The sequence below is a fragment of the Brevibacterium sp. genome, from assembly GCF_052105255.1.
GTDB lineage: Bacteria > Actinomycetota > Actinomycetes > Actinomycetales > Brevibacteriaceae > Brevibacterium > Brevibacterium linens_B.
Map to the genome: position 1 here is coordinate 1 of NZ_JBQDYQ010000109.1, position 4,271 is coordinate 4,271.

General features: G+C 67.0%; 3 protein-coding genes. All 3 read right to left on the reverse strand.

The features are described 5' to 3' along the window. Positions 1 to 130 precede the first annotated feature (130 nt). The 3 genes from ACTIIH_RS15935 to ACTIIH_RS15945 all read right to left on the reverse strand — a co-directional run bounded on the left by ACTIIH_RS15935 (position 131) and on the right by ACTIIH_RS15945 (position 4,174). Positions 131 to 691 (reverse strand): hypothetical protein, encoded by a 561-nt coding sequence (locus ACTIIH_RS15935; protein ID WP_441452807.1) that lies wholly within the window; start codon positions 689 to 691, stop codon positions 131 to 133. A 169-nt stretch (positions 692 to 860) separates the two neighbouring features. Continuing rightward, complete coding sequence (ligA, locus tag ACTIIH_RS15940; protein WP_441452808.1) at positions 861 to 3,089, reverse strand: NAD-dependent DNA ligase LigA; 2,229 nt, start codon at positions 3,087 to 3,089, stop codon at positions 861 to 863. Next, complete coding sequence (locus ACTIIH_RS15945; RefSeq protein WP_441452809.1) at positions 3,086 to 4,174, reverse strand: hypothetical protein; 1,089 nt, start codon at positions 4,172 to 4,174, stop codon at positions 3,086 to 3,088. The genes ligA and ACTIIH_RS15945 overlap by 4 nt, the downstream gene beginning before the upstream one ends. Positions 4,175 to 4,271 lie beyond the last annotated feature (97 nt).

Here is a 4,271-nt window from a genome sequence, read left to right on the forward strand (position 1 = left end):
CCCCCCCCCCCGCCCGGGAGAGGGGGGGGGGCCCCCTCCCTCGCCCCGGGGGGCCCCCCCCCCCAACACCCCCGCGGGGGGGCCCAGCAACCTGGCGCGAGGTTGCTGCGCCGCCGTCAGGTAGTAATTATCAGGGGGTGAGGCGTTCGGGCCAGGTGCGGGTGCCTTGGATGTATCCGGCCATGTCGGCCACGACGCGGTCGGCGTCGGCCTGGGTGAACTCTCCGGCTGAGACTCCGGCCTGGAGGTCGGCGGCGAGATCGGCGATGCGGGTCCGGGCGTCGGCCGCGGTGGCGGCGACGAGGTCCGTGCCGGCTGACAGTCTGCCGGCCGCCTGACTTGTGGTGAAAGCCGATCCGTTCGATGTGACAGCACCGGACGATCCGGTGTTCGCCGAGGCGGTGCCGGTGAGCGAGGTGCCGACTGCAGAATCGTCGACGATCGTGCCTTCGATGACCTCGTAATCGTCCGTCGAGATGCCGGCGAGCGAGGTCGTCGACTCCTCGGTCCGCGCGGTGACCGGGGCGGCCGGAGTGCGCATGGACGTCAGGGCCGGCTGCGCATTGCGTTTGGTGCTGTTCGGTCCCGGCCCCAGCACCAGGTCGGCCAGGCCCGTCGTCACGGGAACCGCGGTCAGGGCCGCGGCGACGACCACGCAGGTACCGGCGAGAACTTTGGGGATCCATCTCATGTCCCACACTCTTCCACTCGAAGCTGTCTCTGAGCTTGGCTGAGTCTGAGCCTCGACTTCGAGTTCGGTCACGAACGATTCACAGCCGCACCATGGAAACTCCAGGACCCGCGAAGTATTCCCTCCGGCAGCGAGGCACCAGGGACCAAGCACGAGGCCCGGGCACATCTCAGTCGAGGCTGCCGGTCTCCAGCAGAACCCTGAACTGGTCCTCGTCGAGGACGGGCACGCCCAGCGACTCCGCCTTCTCCAACTTCGACCCGGCATTCTCACCGGCGACGACATAATCGGTCCTCTTCGAGACCGATCCCGCCGCCTTGCCGCCGGCGCCGAGGATCGCCTCCTTGATGCCATCGCGGGTGAACGAGCTCAGCGAACCGGTCGCCACGATCGTCAGCCCTTCGAGGGTCTGCGCGGCGGCCTCGACCTCGTCGTCTTCCATCCGCACCCCGGCGGCCGCCCAGGTCTCGACGATCTCGTTGTGCCAGTCGATCTCGAACCAATCGCGGATGCTCTGGGCGATCGTCGGACCGATGCTCTCGACGGCCGAAAGCTCCTCGAGGCCGGCCTCACGGATGGCTTCAAGGGTGCGGAACTTCACGGCCAGGGTCCGTGCGGCTGTCGGACCGACATGGCGGATCGACAAGGCGACGAGCACCCGCCACAATTCTTGATCTTTTGCCTTCTCCAATTCGTCGAAGAGCTTCTTCGTGTTCGCGCTCGGAGCGCTCGGCTTCTTCGCGGTTCCACGGGTAAAGAAGTAGGGCACAAGTTCTCGTTCGCCGGTCTCCACACCCTTGGACTTCTTGTTCCTCCAGATCTTGACATCACGCAGATCATCAGGAGTGAGGTCGAAGAGGAAGGCCTCCGATGTCAGCGGGGGCGTGTCCGGTTCGGCCGGCGCCGTCAGCGCCAGCGCGGCCTCCTCGCCGAGAGCTTCGATGTCGAACGCCGCGCGGGAGGCGAGGTAGAAGATGCGATTGGCCAGCTGCGCGGGACACGATCGAGAATTCGGGCACCGCAGGTCCTTGTCGCCCTCCTTCTGCTCACCGAGCTCGGTCCCACAGGACGGGCAGTGGGTGGGCATGACGAATTCCTGTTCGGATCCGTCCCGCAGGGCGACGACTGGACCGAGCACCTCGGGGATGACATCGCCGGCCTTGCGCAGGGTGACGGTGTCGCCGATGAGCACACCTTTGCGTTTGACCTCGTACCCGTTGTGCAGGGTCGCCCGCTCGACGGTCGAGCCAGCCACGGTCACCGGTTCCATCACGGCGAATGGGGTCACCCGCCCGGTCCGACCCACCTGCACCTGGATATCGATGAGCTTCGTCGTGACCTCCTCGGGCGGGTATTTGAATGCGGTCGCCCACCTCGGTGCGCGAGACGTATAGCCCAGCGCCTCCTGCACGGCGATATCGTCGACCTTGATGACGATCCCATCGATCTCGTGGGTGACATCATGACGGTGTTCGCCGTAGTAGGCGATGAAGTCTTCGATCTCATCGACGGTGTCGAGGACCTTGAAATAGTCGCTGATCGGCAGACCCCACGACCGGAACTGCTCGTAGACCTCGGACTGGTGGGCAGGCTCCGGATGCGAATCATCGGCCGGGGTCCACACGGCGATTCCGTGGACGAGCATGTGCAGGGGCCGACGCGCCGTGACGGCCGGGTCCTTCTGCCGCAGCGAACCTGCAGCGGAGTTCCGCGGGTTCGCAAAGGGGGCCTTGCCCTCAGCGACAAGCGAGGCATTGAGTTCGGCGAAGTCCTCGACGGGGAAGAACACCTCACCGCGGATCTCCACCTCGGCCGGCGGGTGCTCGGTGTCGAGGCGATGCGGGATATCGGAGATCGTACGCACATTCGCGGTGATGTCCTCACCGATGCGTCCGTCGCCGCGAGTCGCCGCGCGCACGAGTTCGCCGTTCCGGTAGAGCAGATTGACGGCGAGGCCGTCGATCTTGAGTTCGCACAGGAACTTCGACTTCACCGAGGTGGCCGACCGCACCCGTTCGTACCAGGCTCGCAGTTCCTCATAGTCGAAGACGTTGTCGAGGCTGTACATCGGACCGAGGTGTTCGACCGGGTCGAAGGTCGAGGTGTCGACGACGCCGCCGACGGTCTGCGTCGGCGAGGAGTCGGTGACGAGTTCGGGGAACTGCGCCTCGAGGTCTTCGAGACTATGGACGAGTTCGTCGTACTCGGCATCGGAGACGAGCAGGGAGTCCTGATAGTAGGCGGCCCGCAGCTCCTCGATCCTCTCGGTCAGCTGGGCATGCGCCTGAGCGCGAGCGGTCGCGTCGGTGAGGTCGACGCCCTGCAGCTCGGGTGTGGTCGAATCCGAGGTCTGGTGCTCGGGCGTCGACGAGTCGGCATTCTCCGGTGTCGTGGTCATTCGATCTCCTCAAGAGCCCGCCGCAGACCGGCGGCGATGGTCATAGTTCCCCGATTGTGCTCGGGCCCGAGCCCCTGCTGGTCCTCCAGCAGCGGCGGGAAGGTCAGCGGCAGTTCGGGTCCGGCGATGATCCCGAATTCGCGCAGACTCGTGACCCCCATGCCGATGCGCGACCACGGGGTGCGCATCCGCTCGCACCAGTGATTGACCGCGTCTGATCGCCCCCCGGCCGTTGGCGGCAGGTGGATCCAGGTGCCGATCCCCGCCTCGGCGAGGATCGCCAGCTGCTCCCAGCTGTGTGGTCTCAGGCTAACCAACGGCACTGACACGGATCGGGCGCCGCTGCGGCGGACCGCCTCGGCGGCGGGGATCTCCTTGCCCTGCAGGCGCAGGGGCTCGAGGTCCGGCAGGGCGAGCACGGTGGGCGGGAGGTGGCGCAGTGTGGATTCAAGCGCCGCCCACACCTGGGTTTCGCTGATGGCGGGCAGGCTCGCCCACCCGGACACGCTCGGCCAGGTGCCGGTCAGGACCGGGTTCAGGCGGGATTCGACAAGGCGGACGGTCGGCTGCATGCCCAAGCCTGCGATGCGGTCGGTGAAGGCGGCGATGCCGAAGGCGTAGGCCTGGACGACGTCTCGGCGTGCCCCGTGATCGCCGAGGACGCGGGCGCCGGAGCTCAGGCTCAGCGCGGTCACGAGCGTCCACGGTCCCGGCAGGCTGATCTGGACCTGCCCGGCCCGGGACCCACCGTATTCGGCGATCGCGTCGAAGGCTTCGATCAATGCCGAGTCCTCGAGCCGTTCGTCCTTGCCCGCCGAGGCGGTCAGTCGCCATCCGTAGGATGTGCGGTCGACGTGGAGTTCGGTGAGCAGGCCGACGGCTCGACCGATGGCGTCGGCGCCCCACCTGCCCTCGGATTGATGCGCGGTCAGGGGCACCGGCGGCAGCTGGTCGGCGAGGAGATCGAAGCCGGAGGCCGCGGCCTCCCGGACCGGGCTGGTCGCGATATAGCTGCGGCGCGGATCGCGGGCTCCGGGCAGCCAGATTCCCGAGGTCGTGGCGGCGGGCAGAACTCGGTCAGCCATGCTGGTGGGCGCGGGGGATTCCGAAGACGTCGACATAGAATCCGAACTCGCTTTCCAGGGAATCGATGATGGTTTCAGCGCGGACGAAGCCGTGGGA

Excerpts from the sequence above, each read along its gene's own strand:
- ligA (WP_441452808.1), bottom strand. The coding sequence starts at position 3,089 with ATGACCACGACACCGGAGAATGCCGACTCGTCGACGCCCGAGCACCAG.
- ACTIIH_RS15935 (WP_441452807.1), bottom strand. The coding sequence starts at position 691 with ATGAGATGGATCCCCAAAGTTCTCGCCGGTACCTGCGTGGTCGTCGCC.
- ACTIIH_RS15945 (WP_441452809.1), bottom strand. The coding sequence starts at position 4,174 with ATGGCTGACCGAGTTCTGCCCGCCGCCACGACCTCGGGAATCTGGCTG.